General features: G+C 64.8%; 22 protein-coding genes and 1 tRNA gene. 10 read left to right on the top strand and 13 right to left on the bottom strand.

The window, feature by feature from the left end:
- Window positions 1-26 precede the first annotated feature (26 nt).
- On the top strand, window positions 27-443 hold the full coding sequence (locus HMPREF3151_RS06150; RefSeq protein ID WP_070474640.1) for an HIT family protein: 417 nt from the start codon (window positions 27-29) through the stop codon (window positions 441-443).
- Here HMPREF3151_RS06150 and HMPREF3151_RS06155 read toward each other — a convergent pair.
- From HMPREF3151_RS06155 to HMPREF3151_RS06165, 3 genes are all read right to left on the bottom strand, one after another.
- Window positions 421-1,797 (bottom strand): sensor histidine kinase, encoded by a 1,377-nt coding sequence (locus HMPREF3151_RS06155; RefSeq protein WP_070474642.1) that lies wholly within the window; start codon window positions 1,795-1,797, stop codon window positions 421-423. The two genes, HMPREF3151_RS06150 and HMPREF3151_RS06155, sit on opposite strands and share 23 nt — an antisense overlap.
- 4 nt (window positions 1,798-1,801) lie before the next feature.
- Window positions 1,802-2,509, bottom strand: a complete 708-nt coding sequence (locus HMPREF3151_RS06160; protein ID WP_070474645.1) for a response regulator transcription factor — start codon at window positions 2,507-2,509, stop codon at window positions 1,802-1,804.
- A gap of 173 nt (window positions 2,510-2,682) precedes the next feature.
- Window positions 2,683-2,758: transfer RNA gene (locus tag HMPREF3151_RS06165), tRNA-Thr, on the bottom strand.
- A 207-nt stretch (window positions 2,759-2,965) separates the two neighbouring features.
- On the opposite strand from HMPREF3151_RS06165, the gene HMPREF3151_RS06170 reads away from it, so the two are divergent.
- From HMPREF3151_RS06170 to HMPREF3151_RS06195, 6 genes are read left to right on the top strand one after another with little or no spacing between them, the layout of a single operon-like run.
- Window positions 2,966-4,279: a threonine/serine exporter ThrE gene (locus tag HMPREF3151_RS06170; RefSeq protein ID WP_141741351.1), complete on the top strand. Its 1,314-nt coding sequence runs from the start codon at window positions 2,966-2,968 to the stop codon at window positions 4,277-4,279.
- Between the two features lie 53 nt (window positions 4,280-4,332).
- Window positions 4,333-4,686 (top strand): hypothetical protein, encoded by a 354-nt coding sequence (locus HMPREF3151_RS06175; RefSeq protein WP_070474650.1) that lies wholly within the window; start codon window positions 4,333-4,335, stop codon window positions 4,684-4,686.
- A complete protein-coding gene (locus HMPREF3151_RS06180) occupies window positions 4,687-5,964 on the top strand; it encodes an alpha,alpha-trehalose-phosphate synthase (UDP-forming) (protein ID WP_070474653.1) in 1,278 nt (425 codons plus the stop codon).
- Window positions 5,961-6,344, top strand: a complete 384-nt coding sequence (locus HMPREF3151_RS06185; RefSeq protein ID WP_070474655.1) for an META domain-containing protein — start codon at window positions 5,961-5,963, stop codon at window positions 6,342-6,344. The genes HMPREF3151_RS06180 and HMPREF3151_RS06185 overlap by 4 nt, the downstream gene beginning before the upstream one ends.
- A complete protein-coding gene (locus HMPREF3151_RS06190; RefSeq protein WP_070474658.1) occupies window positions 6,341-7,036 on the top strand; it encodes a trehalose-phosphatase in 696 nt (231 codons plus the stop codon). Before HMPREF3151_RS06185 ends, HMPREF3151_RS06190 begins: the two co-directional genes overlap by 4 nt.
- Window positions 7,018-7,788, top strand: a complete 771-nt coding sequence (locus tag HMPREF3151_RS06195) for a CE1 family esterase (RefSeq protein WP_070474660.1) — start codon at window positions 7,018-7,020, stop codon at window positions 7,786-7,788. The genes HMPREF3151_RS06190 and HMPREF3151_RS06195 overlap by 19 nt, the downstream gene beginning before the upstream one ends.
- Here the strand turns inward: HMPREF3151_RS06195 and rlmB are convergent.
- The 9 genes from rlmB to HMPREF3151_RS06240 form a co-directional block, all read right to left on the bottom strand.
- Window positions 7,763-8,695: a 23S rRNA (guanosine(2251)-2'-O)-methyltransferase RlmB gene (gene rlmB, locus HMPREF3151_RS06200; protein WP_070474662.1), complete on the bottom strand. Its 933-nt coding sequence runs from the start codon at window positions 8,693-8,695 to the stop codon at window positions 7,763-7,765. The genes HMPREF3151_RS06195 and rlmB overlap by 26 nt on opposite strands.
- A gap of 3 nt (window positions 8,696-8,698) precedes the next feature.
- Window positions 8,699-10,024 carry a cysteine--tRNA ligase gene (gene cysS / locus HMPREF3151_RS06205; RefSeq protein WP_070474665.1) on the bottom strand — a complete coding sequence of 442 codons (1,326 nt, stop codon included), beginning with the start codon at window positions 10,022-10,024 and terminating at the stop codon, window positions 8,699-8,701.
- Window positions 10,025-10,035: 11 nt separating this feature from the next.
- Window positions 10,036-10,593, bottom strand: coding sequence for a hypothetical protein (locus HMPREF3151_RS06210; protein ID WP_070474667.1), 558 nt, complete (start codon window positions 10,591-10,593; stop codon window positions 10,036-10,038).
- Complete coding sequence (locus tag HMPREF3151_RS06215; RefSeq protein ID WP_070474670.1) at window positions 10,594-11,154, bottom strand: hypothetical protein; 561 nt, start codon at window positions 11,152-11,154, stop codon at window positions 10,594-10,596.
- Between the two features lie 9 nt (window positions 11,155-11,163).
- Window positions 11,164-12,417 carry a hypothetical protein gene (locus HMPREF3151_RS06220; protein ID WP_070474673.1) on the bottom strand — a complete coding sequence of 418 codons (1,254 nt, stop codon included), beginning with the start codon at window positions 12,415-12,417 and terminating at the stop codon, window positions 11,164-11,166.
- A 62-nt stretch (window positions 12,418-12,479) separates the two neighbouring features.
- The gene (gene ispF / locus HMPREF3151_RS06225; protein ID WP_070474676.1) at window positions 12,480-12,965 is read right to left on the bottom strand and encodes a 2-C-methyl-D-erythritol 2,4-cyclodiphosphate synthase; all 486 of its coding nucleotides are present in this window, start codon (window positions 12,963-12,965) and stop codon (window positions 12,480-12,482) included.
- Window positions 12,962-14,437, bottom strand: coding sequence for an HNH endonuclease signature motif containing protein (locus tag HMPREF3151_RS06230; protein WP_141741343.1), 1,476 nt, complete (start codon window positions 14,435-14,437; stop codon window positions 12,962-12,964). Before HMPREF3151_RS06230 ends, ispF begins: the two co-directional genes overlap by 4 nt.
- A gap of 154 nt (window positions 14,438-14,591) precedes the next feature.
- Window positions 14,592-15,284 (bottom strand): 2-C-methyl-D-erythritol 4-phosphate cytidylyltransferase, encoded by a 693-nt coding sequence (ispD, locus tag HMPREF3151_RS06235; RefSeq protein ID WP_083290218.1) that lies wholly within the window; start codon window positions 15,282-15,284, stop codon window positions 14,592-14,594.
- Window positions 15,271-15,861, bottom strand: coding sequence for a CarD family transcriptional regulator (locus tag HMPREF3151_RS06240; protein ID WP_070474683.1), 591 nt, complete (start codon window positions 15,859-15,861; stop codon window positions 15,271-15,273). The genes ispD and HMPREF3151_RS06240 overlap by 14 nt, the downstream gene beginning before the upstream one ends.
- A gap of 167 nt (window positions 15,862-16,028) precedes the next feature.
- On the opposite strand from HMPREF3151_RS06240, the gene HMPREF3151_RS06245 reads away from it, so the two are divergent.
- From HMPREF3151_RS06245 to HMPREF3151_RS06255, 3 genes are all read left to right on the top strand, one after another.
- Complete coding sequence (locus HMPREF3151_RS06245; RefSeq protein ID WP_070474685.1) at window positions 16,029-16,574, top strand: hypothetical protein; 546 nt, start codon at window positions 16,029-16,031, stop codon at window positions 16,572-16,574.
- Between the two features lie 87 nt (window positions 16,575-16,661).
- Entirely contained in the window at window positions 16,662-18,014 is a 1,353-nt protein-coding gene (radA, locus tag HMPREF3151_RS06250; protein WP_070474687.1) for a DNA repair protein RadA, read from the top strand.
- 80 nt (window positions 18,015-18,094) lie between these two features.
- Window positions 18,095-19,360, top strand: coding sequence for a hypothetical protein (locus HMPREF3151_RS06255; protein ID WP_141741344.1), 1,266 nt, complete (start codon window positions 18,095-18,097; stop codon window positions 19,358-19,360).
- Here HMPREF3151_RS06255 and HMPREF3151_RS06260 read toward each other — a convergent pair.
- Window positions 19,353-20,042, bottom strand: coding sequence for a hypothetical protein (locus HMPREF3151_RS06260; RefSeq protein WP_070474691.1), 690 nt, complete (start codon window positions 20,040-20,042; stop codon window positions 19,353-19,355). The two genes, HMPREF3151_RS06255 and HMPREF3151_RS06260, sit on opposite strands and share 8 nt — an antisense overlap.
- Window positions 20,043-20,051 lie beyond the last annotated feature (9 nt).

The following is a 20,051-nucleotide window of genomic DNA, read 5'->3' on the forward strand; positions in this document are numbered from 1 at the left end:
CCAATTTACCGGTAGCGTCGAGAAGCATGAGCACCGTATTCAGCAAGATCATCGCAGGCGACATCCCGGGCCGGATCGTGTACCAGGACGACACCGTCGCCGCCTTCCTCACCATCGAGCCGGTCGCCTACGGCCACACGCTGGTCGTGCCGGTCGAGGAGATTGACAAGTGGACCGACATCCCGGCGGACCTGTGGGCGCACATGAACGAGGTCGCCCAAAACATTGGCGCGGTCATCGTGGACAAGTTCAACGCAGAGCGCGCCGGCTACCTCATCGCCGGCTTCGAGGTGCCGCACGCCCACATCCACGTCTTCCCCGCCAACGACATGTCGGGTTACTCGCTGTCTGCCGCGATGCGTCACGACGAAACCGACGCAGCGAAGATGGACGCCGCCGCGGAAACCATCCGAGAAGCTCTTAAAGCGCAGGAAGCGAAATAGTAAACGTCGAGCCTTCCCCCGGCGCGGTGGTCACTTTCACGGTGCCGCCGTGCGCCTCAATGAGGGATTTGGTGATGGCCAAGCCCAGCCCGGAACCGCCGGTGGCGCGGTTGCGGGAGGAGTCTGCGCGGTAGAAGCGCTCGAAGATGTGCTCCGCGTCCTTGGCCTCCATGCCGCAGCCGTTGTCGGCGACGTCGATGACCATGCGGTCGAGGTTTTTCCGGATGGTCACTGTGACCTCAGCGTCCGGGCCCGCGTGCTTGTAGGCGTTAGTGATCAGGTTCACCAGCACTTGGTGCAGCCGGTCCGGGTCGCCGTTGACCTGCGCGATGTCCGGGGTGTCCGTGATGACTTCCACCGTGCGGTCCGGGAACGCGGCATCGACGGTGCTTTTTGCGGCGAGCACCCATTCCAGCACGTCCATCGGCTTCTTTTCTAGCCGTGCGCCCTCGGCACGGGTCAACGCCAGCAGGTCCTCCACCAGCAGCTGCATGCGGGCGGATTCTTCATCGATCTTGCCCAGGACCATGTCTGGGTCGTTCGCCATACCCTTGCGGTACAGCTCCGTGTACCCGCGAACGCTGGTCAGGGGCGTGCGCAGCTCGTGAGAAGCATCGCCGACGAAGCGGCGCATTTGCTCCTCCTGGGTGCGAGCGTTGTCCAGGGAATCCTGCAGCTTGGACACCATGGTGTTCATCGCGTAGGACAGACTGCCCACCTCGGTCTCCCGCGGCCATGCGGGCACGCGACTGTCCGTCTCGCCGTTGGCGATCGCCAGCGCCGTGTTCTCCACGATCTTCAGCGGCGCGAGCGCGCGGGCCACCATGTAGTTCGCGGCCACGCCGATGCCGAAGAGCGCCAGCGCGCCCACACCGGCTTCCACCCAAGCGAGCGCGCGCAGCATCTTCGCTTCGGTTTCCAGCGACTTGGCAACGTACTGCACTGTGCCGTCGGACTGTTGGTGCGCCATCGCCCGCCATTTCACGCCTTGGCCTTTATCGTTGACGGACGGGATGGTCGTGGGGTGGTCGAGGCGCTCCACCTTCGAGTAATCAGGCGGGTTCACAGATCCTCTGCGCGGCACCAGCTGGTCGTAGCCGGGGTACAGGGTTGCCTGGTTGAACTCGCTGGGCAGGCTCAAGATGTTGAACTGCCAGGCGGGTGTTTGCTGCGCCCACGTCGCCATGCCCTCGCGCAGCTGGTCGTCAGCCCGGTCGAACAGGAAGTGGCGCATGACAAAGTAGATCAGCACCGAGCTCAGTGTGATGCCGATCGTGAGCGCTGCCATCACCACCGCGACAAGCTGGCGCTTGAGCGGCTTTTTCGACGGCGCCGTTAACACCGAGTAGGGCATGGGATTACTGGCGCGGGGTGCGCAGCACGTAGCCGACACCGCGGACGGTGTGGATCAGTTGCACGTCGCCGGTGTCCACCTTGCGGCGCAGGTAGGAGATGTAGGACTCCACCACGTTGCCGTCGCCGCCGAAGTCGTAGTGCCACACGTTGTCCAGGATCTTCGCCTTGGACACGACAACCTCGGCGTTGAGCATAAGGTAGCGCAGCAGGTTGAACTCGGTGGGCGACAGTTCCACGATTTCGCCGGCCTTGGTCACCTCGTGGGTGTCGTCGTTGAGTGTCAGGTCCGCGTAGCGCAGGGTGGTGTCTTCGTTGGAATCTTCGCTGACGTTGCCGCGGCGCAGGATCACTCGCAGGCGGGTGATCACTTCCTCGAGGGAGAACGGCTTGGTCACGTAGTCGTCCGCGCCGATGGTCAGGCCGTGGATGCGGTCTTCCACCGCGTCCTTGGCGGTGAGGAACAGCACCGGCGCATCCAAACCTTCGGCGCGCAGCTTGCTCAGCAGCTCGAAGCCGTCCATTTCCGGCATCATCACATCGAGGATGTACGCATCCGGTTTCCAGGAATGTGCGAGCTCGATGGCGGCGGGACCAGAGTTAGCGGTCTCCACATCGAACCCTTGGAACTTCAGGGAAACCGTTAACAGCTCCACAATGTTCGGTTCGTCGTCTACGACGAGCACCTTGAGGTTCTGCGAGTTCTCTGCCATGTCAATCACTTTCCGTTTCGTTGCAAGTTCTGCGGCAATTTCTGCGTTGCCAACAAGATAGAGCGATTAAACCGCACAACTCTGCACGTTTCCTGTACGTCCACTGAATGGCTCTAGCGGACTTCCCCCGAAATGTCTCCCCGACAAGAAACCGACAAGCCCCAGAAAAGAATTGGAGCTGGAGACGGGACTTGAACCCGCAACCTACGGTTTACAAGACCGTTGCGCTACCAATTGCGCCACTCCAGCAGTGCAGCAAAATCTTACACACGCCCCACACCTGCGTCACAACTGGCCAACCGATAGTGTGAGCGTGTGGCAGAAGGTAACTCATTGTGGGAGAGGATCTCCGGTTCGCGGCAGCGTGTGGCAACGATTGACGAGGCCCGCACGTCCCCGCCACCGTCCGTCCTCGCGCCCATCAACCTGGCAGATCCAGCCGAGGTCGCGGCGGTGATGAACATCGCGGCACGCATCGGGGAAATCCTCATCGCGAACGCGACGACGTCGGCGGATGCGGCGAAGCAGATCCACACGGTGTGTTCTTCTTACGGCCTGCACTACGTGCATGTGTCGATCACGGTGAACACGATCACGCTCAACACGATCATCGGCGTGGATCAGCGCACTCCGGTGAATGTGTTCCGCGTGGTCACCATGATCAGCGAGAACTACCACAAGCTGCAGGAAGTGGATCGCCTGATCCGCTCGATTCGTTCTGGCGCGACCCCGCCGGAGATGGCGGAGCGGATCCTCAACGACATCGACACCGCGCCGATCCCCCACCGCAACACCCGCAACCTGGCGGGTTGGACGGTGATGGGTTTCTTCGTGGCGATGCTCCTCGGCGGGGACCTTCTCATGATGGCTGTCGGCGGTCTCACTGCGTTTCTCATCATGGGCTTCAACAAGTTGTTGTCCCGCGGCGGCCTGCCGGCGTTTTTCCACAACGTGATCGGCGGCTTCCTCGCCACCGTCCCCGCGGCAATTACCTACGACTTCTCCGCGTCGATCGGCCGCACAATCGTGCCCAGCCAGCTGATTGCGACGGGCATCATCGTGCTGCTCGCGGGTTTGACCCTTGTGCAGTCGCTTCTCGACGGCGTGACCGGCTCCCCGCTCAACGCCTCCGCCCGCTTCTTTTCCGCCATGCTGAACACCGGCGGCATCGTGGCCGGGGTTGCCAGCGGCGTAGCGGTCTCTGAGATGGTGGGCATGCCCTTGCCACCGATCGAACTCCTGCCCGGCAGCGCCGCGTACTCGAACGCCCTGCTCACCGTAGTTGGTGGTGGGATGGCTGCGGCGGCGTTCGCAGTGTGCTGTTTCGCGGAGCGCGCCGCGATCATTCTGTCGTTTGTCACCGCAGCGCTCGGCTCTGCCTGCTACTACATCCTGCTGGCCCCGCTCGGTCTGGGCAGGCTGTCGGCAACCGCCGCCTGCGCCATCGTGGTGGGTCTCGTCGGCGGCCTGATTTCCCGCCGGTTCTTGATCAACCCGGTGATCACAGCAGTGGCGGGCGTGACCCCGTTCTTGCCCGGTTCGTGGATTTACCGCGGCATGTACGCGTTGATGAACGAGCAGATGCTGCTGGGCATGATGAATTTGTTCACCGCCATCGGCACCTGCATGGCCTTGGCCGCCGGTGTGGTGTTCGGCGAGTGGGTTGCGCGCCGCATCCGCCGGCCGCAGCTGTACGTGCCGTACCAAGCGTTCAAGCGCGCGGGCCGCTTCACGTTCGAGCAGCTGCTCAGGGTGCGGCGACGGAGATAAGTTCATCGCGTAGGATGAAAACCCTTGACGCCTGATGCAAGGAGGAGAACGTAGTGCCACCCAAGATCACCGATTCGCGCCCTACTGCCGAGGCGATGCATGCTGTTGAGGAGCAGACGGCTTCGGGTGCCCGTCGGATCGTGGCAACGTACGCCGAGGATTTCCTGGACGGCGTGACTCTGATGTCCATGCTGGGGGTCGCCCCGAAGGGCTTCGTGTACAAGCGCTACGTGGAGGATTTGGAGCAGGAGGCCGAGGAGGAAGCTCCGAAGAAGGCCACCAAGAAGAAGGCGACGAAGAAGAAAGCCACGAAGAAGAAGGCGACTAAAAAGAAGGCCACCAAGAAGAAAGCCACGAAGAAGAAGGCCACCAAGAAGTCGACGAAGAAGACTGCCAAGAAGGCCTAAATGGGGGACAACGAGTTCGTCGTTGTGGCGAACCGCCTGCCGGTGGACAAGGTGGGAGACCACTACGAGGTCTCCCCTGGCGGCCTGGTCGCTGCCCTCGCTCCGGTGTTGCGTGCCCGTGAGGGCTGTTGGGTGGGGTGGCCCGGCAACATCGGGGAGGCGCTCGAGCCGTTCGAGTTCGGCGGCATCTCTCTTTTGCCTGTCTCCCTCGACCAGGATGATTTTGAGGGCTTCTACGAGGGCTTTTCCAACTCTGCGCTGTGGCCGCTTTACCACGATCTGATTGTCCAGCCGGAGTACAACCAGGCATGGTGGGACCGTTACGTTGAGGTGAACCGCAAGTTCGCGGAGGCAGCCGCGAAGGCCGCCGCCGAAGACGCCACGGTGTGGGTGCAGGATTATCAGCTCCAGCTCGTCCCGGGGATGCTCAAGGAGATCCGCCCGGACGTGACCGTCGGCTTCTTCCTGCACATCCCTTTCCCCGCTCCCGCGTTGTTCCAGCAGCTGCCGTGGCGCGAGGAGATCCTCGAGGGGCTGAAGGGCTGCGATCTGATCGGCTTCCAGCGCCACACCGACGAGGACAACTTCCTCCTACTCACAGACGAGATTCGCACCGGCACCTTCCCCATCTCCATCGATTCGGGGGAGATCGCAACTGCGACAGACGATCAGGTCAAAGCGTTACGTAGCGCCGTCGGCAGCCCGAGGCACCTGCTGCTCGGCGTGGACCGCCTGGACTACACGAAGGGCATCCTGCAGCGCCTGCTGGCCATAGAGTCGTTGCTGGAGGAGGGCAAGCTCTCCGACATCGCGTTTGTCCAGATCGCGACCCCGTCGCGCGAGCGCATTGAGCACTACCGCACCACCCGCAAGCAGGTTGAGGAAGCTATCGGGCGCATCAACGGCCGCTTCGGCGAGGTAGGCCGTCCGATCGTGCACTACGTGCACCGCAGCGTGTCGAAGGAGCACCTGGGCACCTTCTACGCCGCCGCGGACATCATGCTGGTCACCCCGTTCAAGGACGGTATGAATCTGGTGGCCAAGGAGTATGTGGCAGCCCACCCGGACGCGGACGGCGCGCTGGTGCTCTCCGAGTTCGCGGGCGCCGCCGTGGAGCTCGACCAGGCGTACCTGTGCAACCCGTTCGATTTGGAGTCCATCAAGGAGGCGATCCTCGAGGCCACCGACCCGGACCCGGCGCGTATGCGCCACATGCACGACTGGGTGATGGAGCACGATGTGGCCGCGTGGGCGAAGTCTTTCCTGGAGGAGCTGTGAAGCGCGCTCTAGCAATCCTGCCGCTATTCACCCTGGCCGCCTGCGTTTCTGCCCCGACATGGCAGGTTGTCTCGCTGCGCACCAGCGAGGACCAGCCCGCCACTGAGGCCTCGGTGGCGCGCGTGCGTATCGACGACCAAAGGTTCACCGGCACCACCGGTTGCGCCGACGTGTCCGGCTCGTTCGAGGGCGAAGACACCATCACCCTGGAAAACATCAAGCTCAGCGACCCAGGCGATTGCTCCGGCTGGGCCCGCCACACGCACGACCAGATAGAACAATTGCTCACCGCGAACACGACCTTCCGGGTGTCCCACCCCGCGGACTTCGAGATGATCCTTGTGGCAGAATCCGGCGAAACGCTAAGGCTGATGCGATGAGACTTCTCGTGTGCTTGGATTTCGACGGCACTCTCGCCGAGCTGGACCCGGACCCGTACGCGGTCCGCATCCACCCAGAATCAGAAGCCGCCATCCGCCGCCTCGCTGCCATCCCAGAAACGGAAGTGGCGGTCCTCACCGGCCGCCATATCGAGGGCATCAAACAGGTCCTCCCGCAAAACCTACCGGTCACTCTCGTCGGCTCCCACGGCGCGGAGCCGGGTCCGCAACTCGAAGACCAAGACCGCGCCTACCTCGACCGTATCGAGGACCAGCTACACGCCCTCGCCACCAACGACGCATACGTGGAGGTCAAGCCGTACCAGCGTGTCCTCCACGTGGCGAAGGTGCAAAACCCGGATACCGCACAAGCCATCCTCGCCGCTGCGAACGCCATCGACACCCAGGGCCGCCCGAAAACCCAGGGCCACAACGTGGTGGAGTTTTCCGCGGTGGAGGTCACCAAGGGCACCTGGCTCAACGCGTACAAGCAGGCCTTCGACCGCACCATTTTCGCCGGCGACGACGACACGGACGAGCACGCCATGGCGGTCCTCGATGACACCGACCTCGGTATCAAGGTCGGCACAAAGCCATCGCGGGCGACCCGCCGGGTACCGGACGTCGACGCCATGGCACAATTGCTCACCCAACTCGCCGACGAAAGGGAAGCATGGAGCGCCACGCGCTAGTCCACCAGGGCCACGAGCGTCGCTGGATTGAAGTCCCGGGAGACGCCACTGCCCTCCTTGTGGTCCTGCACGGCTCGCTGCAATCCGGCAACGTGCTGCGCAACTTCACCGACCGCACCTTCGAGGGCCTCGGCCCCACCGTGGTCTACCCGGACGGCATCAAGCACCACTTCAACGACCTGCGCGCGGGCTTCAACGAGGACGCGCGCCGCATGCGCATCGACGACGTCGGCTTCCTCACAAAGGTCGTCGAGCGCTACAACGCCGACACCGTCATCGGCTGCGGGTTCTCCAACGGCGGGCAAATGATCATGCGCCTGCTTTTCGACGCCCCAGGCCTGCTCACCGGCGCCGCCACCTTCGGCGCGTCGATGCCCACCGAAGACAACACCCTGACCACCGCCGACAACTACCAGCCGACGAAACTCCTCGCCGTTCAGGGCACGAAAGACAAGCTCGTGCCTTACGACGGCGGAATCGCCGGCATCGGCGGCAACAACCGGGGAGAAACCCGTTCCGCCCTCAACTCTGCAGAGTTCTTTGCGGAACTTAACGGGTGCGTCGGCCACGAGTCGTCGAGAAGCGAGAAGCTCCGCGTCGACGACTGGGCCGGCGAGCACCCGGTCCGCCTCGTCTCCCTCGAGGGCGCCGGGCACATGGTGCCGGTAAATAAGGACCTCGACCCGCGTCTGGGCCACAACCCGAAGTCCCCGACCGGCGGGGAACTTATCCGCGAGTTCTTCTTTGCCTAGCGAATTCGCTTAGCACCACGCCCGCCGCGACGGAGGCGTTGAGGGATTCCACCCAGTCCTCCATGGGCACGGACATGATGACGTCGCAGTTCTCGCGCACCAGGCGCGAAATCCCCTTGCCTTCGGACCCGACGACAATGACCACGTTGTCGGTGGCCTGGTCGAAGGTGTCTAAGGTGTGCTCGCCGCCGGCGTCGAGGCCGACGACGGTGTAGCCGTTGTCCTGGAACTGCTTGACAGTGCGGGTCACGTTGGTCACCCGCGCCACCGGCAGGCGCGCCGCGGTGCCCGCGGAGGTCCTCCAGGCCACGCCGGTGACCTGCGCCGAGCGGCGCTCCGGGATGATCACACCATTGCCGCCAAAGGCCGCGGTCGAGCGGATCACCGCGCCGAGGTTGCGCGGATCCGTGATGTTGTCCAGCACCACGAACATGCCGGGGCCGTCCACGGACTCGAGCAAATCATCAAAGTCCGCGTACTTATACGGCTGGATCTTCAGGCCGAGGCCCTGGTGCATGCCGTTGCCGGTCATCGCATCGAGTTGCTGGCGCGGTACCTCGTGCACCGGTATGCCCTTCGAATTGGCCATCCCGACGGCCTCGCTCAGTCGCTCGTCGTGGCCGGTACCAGCCGCCACGTACAGCGCCTCCGCCGGCACCTTCGCCTTCAGGCACTCCACCACCGGGTTGCGGCCGACCACCATGTCGGCGACCTCGCGGTCGTGGCGCCCCTGCGCGCGGCGCTGCCGGTCCAGCTTGCGCTTGTGCGCGGCGTGGTAGACGCGGTCTTCCGCCTTCGGGGTCGCGCCCTTGCCCCGCAGCCCGCGGCGGCGCTGCCCGCCGGAGCCCTTCGTGGGGCCTTTCTTGTTCTTCTTTTGCTTGTCGGGCCGCTCGTACGGTTTCGCCATGATTTACTCCTTCACCTGCCACTGCGGCCCGTCGGCCGTGTCGGTCACCTCGATGCCGGCCGCGGCCAGCCTGTCGCGCACCTCGTCGGCGGTCGCCCAGTCCTTCTCCGCGCGGGCAGCCGCCCTGCGATCCAGCTCGGCGCGCACCAGCACATCCAGCGCGTTGCTATTGCTTGTCGACGACGGCCACGCCCCCGGATCCACCCCCAACACCGCCGCCATCGCACGCACTTGAGCTGCGATAGGAGCAGGATCAGAAGCCTTGTTGCCCTCGCGGACTAGGTTGTGGATCTCGGCGAGCGCCTTGGGCACGGAGAAGTCGTCGTTGAGCGCTTCGGCGAACCCGTCGGTCCAGGTCGTGGGCTCGGGCATACCGGCGCGCTTGACAAACTCTTCGATGCGCCGGTAGCCGGCAGCCGCCTCTTGCAACGCCTCCGGCGAGTACTCCAGCACGCTGCGGTAGTGTGCCGAACCCAGGTAGTAGCGCAGCTCAACCGGGCGTACCTGCTCGAGCATCGCGTCGATGGACAGCACGTTGCCGAGAGACTTCGACATCTTCTCGCCCGCCATGGTCACCCAGTGGTTGTGCATCCAGAAGCGCGCAAAATTGTCGCCGGCCGCATGCGACTGCGCCTGCTCGTTCTCGTGGTGCGGGAACTGCAGGTCCAGACCGCCGCCGTGGATGTCGAACTCGGAGCCGAGGTACCACGTGGACATTGCCGAGCACTCGAGGTGCCAGCCGGGGCGGCCCGGGCCCCACGGGGTGGGCCAGCTCGGCTCGCCGGGCTTCGCGGCCTTCCACAGGGCGAAGTCCGGGTCGTCGCCCGTCATGTCCTCCAGTTTGTTGCCGGAGATCGAACCGTAGTCCCCGCCGGCTTTCACCCAGGCATTCACGTCGAAGTAGACGGATCCTTCGCGGGTGTAGGCGAAGCCTGCGTCGATAAGCCGCTGCATGTAGTCGACCATCTGGGTGACGTGCCCGGTCGCGCGCGGCTCGACGGACGGCGGCAGCACCCCGAGGGTGTCGTAGGCGCGGGTGAACTCGCGCTCGTAGGTGGAGACCCACTCCCACCAGGGGCGGTTGTGCTCGCGCGCCTTGGTCAGGATCTTGTCGTCGATGTCCGTGACGTTGCGTGCGAACGCGACGTCGTAGTCGTTGGCCAAAAACCAGCGGCGGACGATGTCGAACGCGACACCCGAGCGCAGGTGCCCGATGTGCGGCTTGGCCTGCGGGGTGGCACCGCACAGGTAGATCGAGACGTGGCCGGGCCGGATCGGCTCGAAGTCGCGCAGCGTGCGGGTCTTGGTGTCGAAAATGCGTTGCTTCACAACTCCGCAGTCTACAGAGACGACTCGTCCACCCTGAGCTCCGAGTAGCGTGCCTCCGGAACGCTGAACTCGTATGGCTTGCCAACCGGCTCCCAGACCTGGTCCGCGCTGCACTTCACGTCCTGCGCGTCGCCGTCGAGCATGGTGAAGCCCCACACCAGCCGGCCTTGCTTGCCGGCGTCGAGGGTGTACGGGCCGACCACCTGGTTCAGCGACCAGGTGGCCTGGTGCACGTAGTTCCAGCCGTACGCGCGGGAGACGTTCTTCACCAGGTCGCCCTTCGGTGTGAAGGTTCCGGACACCTCCAGGGTCTGCACACGCTTCTGCTTCACGGTCTGCTCCACCGGCACCGGGCCTTCGGTGTCGTTGCCAACGCTCGCGGCGTCGGTCTGCTTGAACCAGCGGCGGGTGGCGTCGACGTAGGTGTCGGTCATGCCCGGGGTGGCGCAGTGGCTGCCCGGGGCGAGGTTCTCGTTCCAGCGCTGCGGGAGCTCGAAGTCGTAGGACTGCGCGTTAGCGGGGGCAGCGAAAACCAGGCAGGCCGCCAACGCAGGGATGACCCGTTTCATTTACGCACCCCAGTCAGTGTTCTCGCGGGTGCTCACGCGGACGTGGCGCTCCTTCGGCATCGTCGCGGTGAACGTGTTGCCGGCCGCTTCCCAGGTGCCGCCCTCGCCGCACACGGTCTCCTGGCCCTTGAAGTCAGAGACGATCCAGCCGGCCTGCAGCACGGCGGTCTTGCCTGGGGCGATGTTGTACGGGCCGACCTTCTCGCCGACCTCGTAGGACTGCTCGTTCGTGTAGCTGGTGGAGAAGGTGAACTGGATCAGCTTGGCCACGTCGAAGCTCAGGCCCGCGGTGACGTTCCACGTCTTGGTCTTGGTCTCGGTGATCGAGCGGGTCACGGGCAGCGGCTCGTCGTTGTAGTTGGCCACGGTCCAGGTGCCTGCGGAACCGTCGAAGTAGCTGCGGACGATCTCCACGGTCTGGCCGCGGTCGCCCGGGTTGGCGCACTTGTCGCCGATGGTGGTCGGGTTCGTCTCGTCGTAGGTGCGCTGCGGCAGGGCGTTTGCGGCCGGGGCGAGAGCGACGACGGCGGCGGTGGTGAGCAAAGCGATGGTGCGTTTCATGGTTGTTCCTTAGAGGTAGGTTTGGGTGGGTACGGGGAGGTTGCGGTACTCGTCCGGCGTGACGTCGATGATCCGCTCGGTTCCGTCCTTGCTGGTCACGGTGGCTTCCGCCCAGAAACCGGACGGCGCCGCCGACTGCGGGTGTGTGACCACGCGGGAGTACTTGCCGTCGCGGCCGGCGGAGATTTCGCTGTAGTTGATGCGCGTCATCGTCGTGCCGTACTCGACGCGGACGCGGTCGCCCGGCTTCAGGTCGATGGGTTTCAGCGGGGTGTTCACCGGCATGTAGGCGCGCTTGACCGCCCCGACGGAGGTGAGCCAGCCTTCCGGCAGCCGGCCGTCTTCGCCCATCCAATTCAGGTATTGGTCGTTCTCCGCGCCGACGACATAATCCGTCACGGGGCGGAAGGTGTAGTCGCCCTTGGACCAGTTAAGGAAGTCCTGCGAGTAGCCCGGCTTGCGGAAGGTCGGCGCGACCGCCTCGATGTCGTGCGGGTACCAGGACTTGTCGCCCTCGCGTGCCGGCTCGTTCAGCTGCGGCCACTCTGCGTCGCGGCGGAAGGAAGCATCAGGCTTCACGACGGCATCCCGCTCCCCCGCCACCTTCTCCAAGCTCGGCCCAGAGGTGGCGGTGTACGTGTCGCCGGCAGGCTTCGAGTTCGCGCCCTCAGCACGGGCAGGGATCTCCATGGCCAGGTTGGACACAGAGCCGTCCGCCTTAATGATGTATGCGAACGCGTAGCGCTCCGCAGGGCCGGTGCCGCGGATGACGTTCGCGCCGGGGCCGTTGCGCAGCACGCCGTTGTCGCAGGTGACAAACATGGAGATGAAGTCCTTCTCCAGCACGCCGTAATCCACGCGGAAGGACTCGCCCGGGCCGAGCTCGATCGGGCCGAAGGTCTCGCCCTCGATCCAGCCGTTGGACTCCTTCAGGCCGATGTCGGCCTTCGCGGTGGTGTCCCAGCCGTTCGGCAGGACCGCCTTCGAGTTGGCCTCAATCTTGCGGTTCGTGCCCGTCTCTACCGTTGCCGTGTAGGGCACGGTCTGGTCGGTGCGGTTGGTGAACTGGAGGGTGCCGTCCGCCAGGTAGCGGCGCGCAGTTTCGCCGTAGCGCCACTCCGGCGTGACACCGGCGTCGCACTCCGTGTCCAGGTTCTCGATGGGGTACCCCTGCGGCATCGCCGGGACTGCCGCCGCGATGGGGGCGTGGGCCACCGCGACCGTTCCAAGCACCGCAGCGAGCGCTGTACGTATTTTTCGCATGCGGTCACGCTAACCCTGCAACTTCCTGGACGGAAGCTAAAACCGCAGGTAAGGAACTTTCGTTACGAAATAGGGAACTTTCGTTCCACCAACGCCGTTGCAATGGCCGCACGGCCCTCCCCGCTGCCGGTGAACCCCATGTGGTCCGTCGTCGTCGCCGACACCGATACCGGGGCGCCAAGCGCCTCCGAGAGCACCCGTTCCGCTTCCTCCCGCACCGGCGACATCTTCGGGGTTTGGCCGATGAGTTGGGCGGAGACGTTGACGACGCTGTGGCCGTGGGCGTCGAGAAGCTCTTTGAGCTCCTGCAGAAGCTGGACACCTTTCACCCCGTCGTACTCCGGGCGGCCGACGCCGACGAAGGAGCCGAGGTCGCCCAGGCCGGAGGCGGACAACACGGCGTCGACGATGGCGTGGCTGACCACGTCGCCGTCCGAGTGGCCCTCGCAGCCGTCCTGGCCTTCGTGGAGGATGCCGGCGATCCAGCATTCTTTCCCGGGTTGGATCTGGTGGGCGTCGAACGCCGTGCCTACTCGAAGATTTGTCATACGTACGAAGCTACTTCAGGGTCCGGCGGGTAGTCGCGGACGGCGTAGTACTCCTGCATCTCCTCGCACTCCATTTCCTTCCATTGCTTTTCCAGCGCGGCGAGGATATCCAATGAGTCCTCCGGTTGCTTTTCCGGCGGATACTCGAATGTCATGCCGAACCGGTCCTCCATCGCGCGGATCGTGGCCATGCATGCGTCGTAGTCGAAGTCGTTTTCGTACTTCTCCACCGCGGAGTGACACCGGTTGTAGAACTCGGCGCGGTCCTTGCGTTTCTGGCGGCGTTTCTCAAGCGTCGTCTTCCATCTCGGGTTCGTCGGCTGGAGGTAATCGGTGATGAACCCTTCCGGGGCGGAGACCTGAAAGGTGCCGTCCGCGTGCAGCCACACAATTTCGCCGGTGACAGGGTCTGGCACGTAGTACACGCGACGATCGGTCTTGACGTTGTGGTGGTGTGCACACAGGCTGAACAGGTTGGACGCGGCGGTCTTACCGCCCTCGTCGTACGGGATGCGGTGGTCCAGCTGGCAGTTTTCGGCCTTCACGTTGCAGCCGGGCCAGAGGCAGACCCCGTCGCGGGCCTGCACCAGCGCGCGGGTGGCAGCGGTGGGCACGTATGCCTCGGTTTCGGCACGCTCGGCTTCGTCCAGGTCCACGATGTGGGGCGGGTTGTCCTCCAGCATCTGTTCCACCGCGGCGGTGCCGTCGGCGTCCGTCCAGCCGAAGTTGGGAATGTAGTAGGAGCTGCCCGGCGTTTTCGAGGTGAACATGTAGAGCACGACCTTGGGCGTCGCGCGAATGTCACCGGTGAGGATGGCCTTGATCGCATCGTCCTGCGAGAGCTTGTGCTCGCGCGCCACTTGTTCGGTGTAGCGCTCCATCAGGCCGACCGTGGCGGGATCGCCCTCGACGTTCAGTCCCGCGTCGCCGTCGTCCTGGCCGTAGAAGTGGCTCCGGCAGGTGCCGAACGGCATGTCTTTTTCTTTCTTCCGCTCCTTGATCTTCTTTTGGTTCGGCGCGAGGTCGGAATCGATGCGCTGGATCCGCTCGCGCAGGCGGCGACGCAGCGAGCTTGGCGACGGCAACTCCGCCCCCACCCGCTTCGGCGTGAACACCTTGACCAGGTACTCATCCATGTCCGCGAGAATGCCTGGCGTGGCCAGGTCATTGAGACGGTTCAGTGTGGACTCGATGGCCGACAACCTCCGAACGTCCAACCTGCGGGTCTCCTCCTGCAGCGCACACAGCTTCGGCAAATCCGCCAGCACCGAGTACCCGAGGATCCCGCTTTCAGCCCAACTCTGGCTCTCGCCGACTGCCATCGCGATGGAATAGGCCTCTAGTTCGAAGTCCTCTACCTCCACCAACGGTTTGGCGTACCGGTGAAAGATTGCAAACTCCGCTTCCCGCATCGCCTGGCCTGCAGCTGCGACCGGACAACCTTCCTTTTCTGTGACAAATGTTCCGCTCATGTCTCACCCTCCTTCCCGAAACTAATATCGAACATAATGCCGACCAGTAACCAGAGTCAAGGGTTTTCAAAACTTTTTTCGGCAACTTTTTCGAACGCCTAAAAACGCGAAAATCCCCCACGCATACCTATAGCAAACGACCCCGACACGGGCCCTAGACTGCGCCGGCCACGCTTTCCGCGAGCTTCAGGTCCAGCGGGGTGGTGATTTTGAACGCCATGGGATCCCCCTCTACAGACACCACCGGCACCCCGAACCACTCCATCAACGAGGCGTCGTCGGTGGCGACAAACGCAGGCGTTTCGGCGAGGTACTTCTCGTTCGCCTCACGCAGCATCCGCAGGTCAAAGCCCTGCGGCGTCTGGGCGGCGCGCAGCGCGGACCGGTCCAGGGTTGCTTCGATAGTCTGTCCCGATACCCGCTTCACCGTGTCCGCAACCGGCACCACCGGAACGACGGCGGGGGCGCCACCCAGCACAGCGTCGACCACGCGGGAGACCATTGCGGCGGGGGTTAACGCGCGGGCGGCGTCGTGGACGACCACGCAGGCGTCGTCAAGCGAAATTGCCCGCAAAGCGGCGAAGATGGAGTCCGCGCGCTCCGCGCCCCCGTGCACGAATTGGACCGTATAGTCCGCGAGAAGTTCGCGGGCGCGCGCTTCCATCGACGGGCCGACCACAACGACGACATGGTCGACTACCTCGGACATCGTGGCCACGGAGCGCTCGAGCAGCGTGCGGCCGCCGAGCTCCACGTACGCCTTGGGCACCTCGGCGCCCAACCGGGTTCCCTGGCCGGCGGCGGCGACGACCGCCACTGTTTCGCGGCGCAATTTACTTGTCGTCATCCTCGTCGTCGAAGGAGAGGTCGTCCAGATCCACCTCGTCATCGTCGTCGATCTGGCCCGGATCCTCGGAAATACCGGCCTTGACCTGCGCGTCGATGATGGCCTGGATCTGCTTTTCCATCTCCTCGACCTTCTTCTCGTCCACCGGCTCCGCCAGCGCGAGCTCGCCGACGAGAATCTGGCGCGCCTTGCCCAGCATGCGCTTCTCACCTGCGGAAAGGCCCTTGCCCTGGTCGCGGCGCCAGAGGTCGCGGACCACCTCGGCCACCTTGTTGATGTCGCCGGACGCGAGGCGCTCCTGGTTGGCCTTGTAGCGGCGGGACCAGTTGCCCGCCTCCTCCACGTCGGTCTCGCGCAGGACGGAGAACACCTTCTGCAGGCCTTCCTCGTTGACGACGTCGCGCACACCGACCAGCTCGGAGTTCTTCACCGGAACGCGCACTTCAAGGTCCGAGTGGAGAATCTGCAGCACCAGGTAATCGAGCGTCTCCCCGCGCATCTCGCGCTGCTCGATGTCGGCGATGCGGGCCGCTCCGTGGTGCGGGTACACGACCACTTCTCCGACCTTGAATTCCATTGCGGCTCCTTGCGTCGTTAGGCGAAGTTCAGACCCCAACACCCTACCACCGAGCATTTTGCTTATCGACGACCAAAGGTCGGCTCGCCCAATAGGGGGAGCAAGTGGGAAAACTTGCTGTGCGGACGCTAGAGTAATGCGGAGAAAACCCTCGAATGAGTTTGATGATGGAGGACACCCCCGTGAAGTCCCTGAAGCGCGTCGCTGCCGCCGCCGTCGCTGGCTGCGCAACCCTGGCCCTCGTCGGCTGCTCCGCCGGCCAGATCACCCAGACCTCGAACCAGGTCGCGGCCGTTGACGGCGCTAGCGCCTCCACCGAGGACGGCTCCGTCGCTGTGCACGACGTGACCGTGGTGCTCGCTGAGGACGGCCAGGCCGCCCTGAAGTTCACCGCCACCAACCAGGACACCTCCATGAAGGACCACACCCTGAAGTCCGTCGAGGTGGACGGTAAGCCGGCGACCGTGTCCAGCACCTCCGCTATCTCCTACAACTGCGCGCTGGTCGCGGACTCCAAGGACGGCCTGGAGCGTATGCCGCAGGACAAGAACGACAACTGCATCGAGTACACCGCCACCTCCCTGGTGAACGAGGGCTTCGCCTACGGCGGCAACGTCCCGGTCACCTTCAAGTTCGACACCGGCTCGGTGGATGTGGACGCGACCGTGTCCGCCCCGACGCTGGCTTCCGGCCAGGTGGACCGCGAGGTTTAGTTCTTCTTTTAGAATTTGCCGCTGGTTTGACCAGCGGTTTTTTCGTGTTCGAACGCCGTGTCGGGGCCGTGTTATACGGTGTGGCGCATGGCAAAGAAACCCCGTGTTATCCACACCTGCACCGAGTGCGGCTACTCCTCCCCGAAGTGGCTCGGCCGCTGCCCCGAGTGCGGGTCCTGGGGCACGCTCCAAGAGGAGTCGCCGGTTGCGTCGGGCCCGGTGAAGACGTCCTCGCTGACGCCGTCCGCCCCCGCAAGCCCGATCACGAAGGTCGAGGCAGCGGCGACGAAGACGGTGAAGTCCGGTATCCGGGAACTGGACCGCGTGCTCGGCTCCGGCGTGGTGCCCGGCTCTGTCGTGCTGATGGCTGGCGAGCCCGGCGTGGGCAAGTCCACCCTGCTGCTGGAGGTGGCGTCGCGCTGGGCGAAGCAGGGGCGCAAAGCGCTCTACGTCACGGCGGAGGAGTCCGCGGGCCAGGTCCGCGCCCGCGCCGAGCGCACGGAGGCGCTGGTGGACACGCTGTATCTGGCCGCCGAGTCCAACCTGGACGTGGTGTTCGGCCACGTGGAGCAGCTGAAACCCTCGCTGCTGATCGTGGATTCGGTGCAGACCATGCACGCCGCCGGCGTCGAAGGCGTGGCGGGTGGCGTGGCGCAGTCGCGCGCGGTGACGGCGGCGCTGACCACGCTGGCGAAGACCACGAATATCCCGGTGCTGCTGGTGGGGCACGTGACTAAAGACGGCAACGTCGCTGGCCCGCGCGTGCTGGAGCACCTGGTGGACGTGGTGTTGAACTTTGAGGGGGACAGGCAGTCGTCGTTAAGAATGCTCCGGGGCATCAAGAACCGCTTCGGCGCAACCGATGAGGTCGGCTGCTTCGAGCAAACCTCCGGCGGCATCCGGGAGGTGCCGGACCCGTCGGGGCTGTTCCTGTCGCACCGCGGGCAAACGCCGGACGGGTCGGCGGTGACGGTGGCGATGGACGGCGTGCGCCCCATCCTCGCGGAGGTGCAGGCGCTGACCGTGGACCCGGTGAACAAGAGCCCGCGGCGCGTGGTCACCGGCCTGGATTTCAACCGGGTGCCCATGGTGCTGGCGGTGCTGCAGGCGCGCTGCGGGGAGCGCACGAACGACAAGGACGCATACGTGGCCACCGTCGGCGGGGTGAAGATCACGGAGACAGCCACGGACCTCGCCGTCGCGCTTGCCACGTGGTCGAGCCTGCACGAGAAGCCGCTGCCTGCGAAAACCGTGGTTGTGGGCGAGGTAGGCCTGGCGGGCGAGATCAGGCGCGTGCCCAACCTCGGCCGGCGCCTCCAGGAAGCGGCGCGCATGGGCTACACCGGCGCCATCGTGCCCGCGGGAGAGCAGTTGCGTATCGACGGCCTGACGGTCCGCCCCGTCTCCACCCTCGCGGAGGCGCTGTCCTTGCTACAGTAGGCGCCATGAAATCGGGGGAAATTCAGCGGGCTATTCACGTGCTCCGCGAACACACGGCAGATTCAGACCATGTTGTTGTAGTGATTGAGACGGCGACGTTTCTTCTGCGGGGAGGGTTGCACGGCCAGGCGTTGGGGCTGGTCTCCGGCACCGAGCCGTTCATCGAGGATCCGGCGGAGGCGATGGGTGCCCTCGGGGAGTTCTTCGCGGTCGCGGTGGACGCTGGGTTGGGGGAATATCCGCTCGTGCGGTACACCTCCCCGCGCTGGCCGGGCACGGACCCGCGGGTGGCGTCGCTGACGGAGGCTTTCGGGGGAACGTGCAGGCGCGTGGATGGGTATTCCCTCGACCTGGCGGATTTCGCGGACACGGTGGTGTTTTCTTTAACGTTTCCGGTCGGGGCGCACCTGCCGGAGCCGGACGAGCTGGTGGAACAGGTGATGGTGCTGCAGGACCTGGACCTGGGCACGGAGCAGGCCCGCCAGATTTTCGACGCGGCAGGTGCGGTGACGTTCCACCCGTCGCTGGACTACGTGGTGGTGTTCCAGCTCGCCCTGCTTGCGGACGAAGCGCAGCGGCCCCTGGACGCCCTCGCGTTTCTGGATGCGCTGTCACAGCTTCCGGAGCGAATGTGCCCTGGCATGGAGGAGATCGATCTGGCTCTGGTGAAGGCCGCGAACTACATGGACTTGGGCGCGGTGCGCGACGCCGTGGCCTGCCTGCTCATGGACACCGCCGGTGCAGACCCGGACACCGCGCTGCGCCGCTACTCGTTGGTGATGCGCAGGCTGTTGCGTGCCGACGAGTTCGATACCGCGCTGTATTTGGTCTCCCCCACCCAGGAGATCGTGGACTCTGGAGAGGGGGAGCTTTGGTGGCGCCTGCACGGGGCGTCCGCGGTGGCGCAGTGGGTCGCCTCCGCGGCAGACCCCGGGTTCGGCGAGCTGTGGCCGTCGGCGCGGAAACGTCTTGAGCTCGCTTTTTCCGAGTACATGGATAGTGGCGCGACGGACGGTCTGGGTTCTCAGTACGTAGGCAACGTGGTCACCGCGCTGCAGAAAACACAGCGCGCGGCGGAGGCGGTGGACCTGTCGTCGTGGGCCCTGCCAGTCGCCGCGGAGTCGAACAACTCGAGGGAAACCCTGTTTACGCTCTGCGACAACGCGGTGTCACTGTTTTGCTGCGAACGCTTCGAGGAATCCGCGATGGTGTTTGAGTCGGTGCACCAGCGGGCGCGCGAAGCCGGCGATGCCGAGGCAATGGGGTGGGCCGTGAATTACCTGCGCGACTTCGGCGTGTTCTCGGGCTCGCCCGCGTATTCGCAGGCGCTCGAGCGGCTTAGGTGATGTTGAAGGGGCTGGCGTCGGAGGCGTTGTCCCCGATCACGCCGTGCAGGAAGTAGGAGCCGGCCGTTACCTCCGGGCGGTTCTCGCACTGCCCCGGCTGCGATGCGGTGGCGGACCAGCGGGCTTCCCAGCGACGCTTCTCGCCCGGCGCGAACTCGACGTTTCCTGCCGCCACCGGCGGGTAGCAGTCGGTGTCGGACCAGATGCGGTCGTTGGTGGCCATGTCGTAGACCTCGAAGCGCAGCAGGTTGTCGTCCAGGTTGATCACGCAGTCGGTGTCGGTCGGGTTTTCCACCTCCATGTAAAACACCGGCTGGACCCCAACCGCGTACGAGGGCTGGTTGCTGGAGGCGTGAATCTTCAGGTCAGCCAGCTCGCAGCTGCCCTTCTTCACCGGGGCGGCGGCGGTTTCCTCGCTCGGCTGGGTGGATTCGGTAGGCGCCTCCGAAGATGACGGTGCCGTGCTCTCCTCGGAAAGCTGCACCGTCGGCTCGGTGGCCAGGGTGGTAGACGGGGCCTCGGCTACGGTTTCGGGAGTGTTTTCCGCCTCGTCCGTCTTTCCGCTGCGGGCGAACGCGGACAGCCCCCAGACCAAAAGCGCCACAACCACCAACAGGATGACGAGGGCCGCCACGCGGCGGCGCATGTAGATCTCCGGAGGAAGTGGGCGCTGGTTCGACATGCCTATAAC

It is taken from the genome of Corynebacterium sp. HMSC05H05 (assembly GCF_001807265.1).
Classification (GTDB): Bacteria; Actinomycetota; Actinomycetes; order Mycobacteriales; family Mycobacteriaceae; genus Corynebacterium.